The organism is Pedobacter sp. (assembly GCF_035317785.1).
Classification (GTDB): domain Bacteria; phylum Bacteroidota; class Bacteroidia; order Sphingobacteriales; family Sphingobacteriaceae; genus Pedobacter.
On the sequence record NZ_DATHGC010000245.1, the window covers coordinates 1 to 2,563 of the forward strand.

Consider the following 2,563-nt stretch of genomic DNA (forward strand, 5'->3'; position numbering starts at 1 on the left):
AATCCTGATAACCCAAAGGTTCATGAATGTTCTTGCTGACTTCTTTCACATAAGGCAAAACCATACCTGTTCCGGGATTTGAAGGCATAGGCCCAAACATACGCAGGGCATCAAAGTGGCAAAAAGCACGTAAGGCCAGGGCCTCACCCTTGATCAGTTCATAATTCCCTTCTGTAAAAACAGATTGCTTTCCATCGATATTACTCAATACACCGTTTACATCGGCGATCACCTTATACAGGTCCTGATAAGTAGCGTCCATCCAATCCCTAACTGTCTGATTTGTATAGTTACCGGCAATCAGGGCAGGAATTGCCGTATTGCTTGTATTGGCATTCTCCCAGTTGGCCGCCATATATTCTATATTTCCCCAGGTCAGGGCACTTCCGTATACATTGTCCCCTTTCATCCGGATATAAGCACCCGTAAGGGCATCCCGGAATCCCTTTTGCGTTTTAAACAGCTCCTCCTGGGTAGACTCACCCTGAGGTTTTACATCCAGCCATTTCTTGCAGCCGGTAAACAGCAATCCCGCTGATAATATGATGATTGTTAGTGTTTTTTTCATGATTTCCATTTTTTAAAATGCAGCAAATAAAGACATGGAGAACTGGCGTGTAAAAGGATAATCAATACCCCTTTCCTGACGGACACTGGAAACATAAAAGAGCTCCCCTGTATTTCCTGTGATGGTCAGCGCCTGCATCCCCAGGCGTTTTAAAAACCTTTTGTCCATTACATCGTATGAAAGACTCACGTTTTGACAGGTCAGCGTTCTTTCATCCTGTACAAAACGGGAAGAAGCAGAAACTTTCAACGTTTCATTAATACCCCTGAAAAAAGTCTTGTCACCGGGTTGTTTCCAGCGGTCGAAATAAACCCTTTCGTCCACATTCAGCATCCTGTCGGCATTCTCTACCTTATCGATCAGGGTCTGGTTGTACAACTGACCACCAAAACGGAAACCAAAAGAGGCATTCGTTGAAAAATTCCTGTAACGGAACATCGTACTGAAATTCCCGCGGTATTTTGGCTGATCGACACCCACAGCTACCCGGTCCTGGGGAGCCCAGGTATAAGTTACCTGCCCATCTTTATTCAGGTAAAGCTCCTTACCCGTACTTGGATCAATACCCAGAGAACGAACCGCATAAATTGTATTTTGGGATGTTCCTTCCCTGATGATCTTATTCGGACTATAAGTAACATTACCTGCGGTCAGGAGTGCCAGTTTTTCATTCGCCGCCTTCATCGCTTCAGACAATTTAACGATCTTGTCCTGGTTGTGTACCAGGTTTCCGGTCACCGACCAGGAAAAGCCCCGGGCATTGTTCTGGATCAGAAATACACTGGCCATCAGTTCAAAGCCCCGTGTTTCCAGTTCGCCGATGTTTTCATTGTAGCTGGTAAAACCATTGGCATAAGGCAGTTCCAGCGAAGAAAGCAGATTAGATGTTTTTTCCAGGTAAACGTCCCCTTCAAATCTCACTCTGTCCCTGAACATCGACAGCTCCAAACCAGCATTGTATTTATTGGTCTGCTGCCATTCCAGGTCCGGATTTCCTAAAGAGTTTTGACGGACACCCAGCCAGGTCTTATACCTGTCATTCATGATATAACTATAAGTACCCAAAGCCTGGTAAGCATCGAACTGCGTAGAACCGGTAGAACCATAAGAGCCCCTCAGTTTCATGCGGTTGATGAACAGCAGGTTGTCTTTGATAAAGGGTTCGTAATGCAGGTTCCAGCCCAATCCGGCTGACCAGAAAGGGGCAAAGCGGCGGTTTACACCAAACTGGGAAGCACCATCAACACGATAAGCAAAATCTGCCAGGTAACGGTCTTTGAACGCATAGTTTACGTTGGCAACAACACCTATCCGGCGCCTTGTGGCCTCAAATCCATTGGGACTTCCGTTTTGCTCGTATTGAAGGGCCATGCCCAGGAAATCAATAGATTCATCAGGAAAACCTTCCGCCAGAAAACTATATGATTTCTGGTTGTTTTCCGTCACATCAAAATTGACACCCGCATAAATACGGTGCTGCTCCGCAAAAAGTTTAGCATAGCTTGCTGAAAGATTAGCCGTATAACTAAAGCTTTTTCCATTGCCATATTCATAGCTGCCTTTTCTGAACACATCGGCATCACTATACCCAGCAAATGAAGAATGTTCCGCAGGCTTGAAATTATCCGCATCATTGTTGGTGGAAGTCACTCCAAGCCCGCCACGCAAAAGCAGGCTCTCCACAGGTTTCCATTCCAGCTGAAAATTATCAGTAATGGAAGTATAGCTGCGTTTGTTAAACGTATTTAAAGTCGCATCATACAAGGGATTCGGGTACCGGTTGCCCCCATAGCTGCCCGCCATTGTCCAGTAATCATAATTGTAAGGAGAAAAAAACTGGGTCACATTTCCAGAAGCATCATAAGGCTGCCAGTAAGGGTTCAGTTTAACATAATCAGAAAACGATCCATATGGAGATTCATTCTCTTTGGTCTGACCAACTACCAGGTTATTGCGGAATGTCAGGTTCTTATACCGGTAAGACAAATTGATTGT

1 protein-coding gene and 1 pseudogene are annotated in these 2,563 nt (G+C 45.1%); both read right to left on the bottom strand.

All coding sequences use genetic code 11. The features are described 5' to 3' along the window. A partial coding sequence (locus VK541_RS14940; RefSeq protein WP_324371119.1) for a RagB/SusD family nutrient uptake outer membrane protein occupies positions 1 to 568 on the bottom strand: 568 nt, incomplete at its 3' end. Positions 569 to 580: 12 nt separating this feature from the next. Then, positions 581 to 2,563 (bottom strand): annotated as a pseudogene (locus VK541_RS14945) (SusC/RagA family TonB-linked outer membrane protein); the annotation flags it as partial.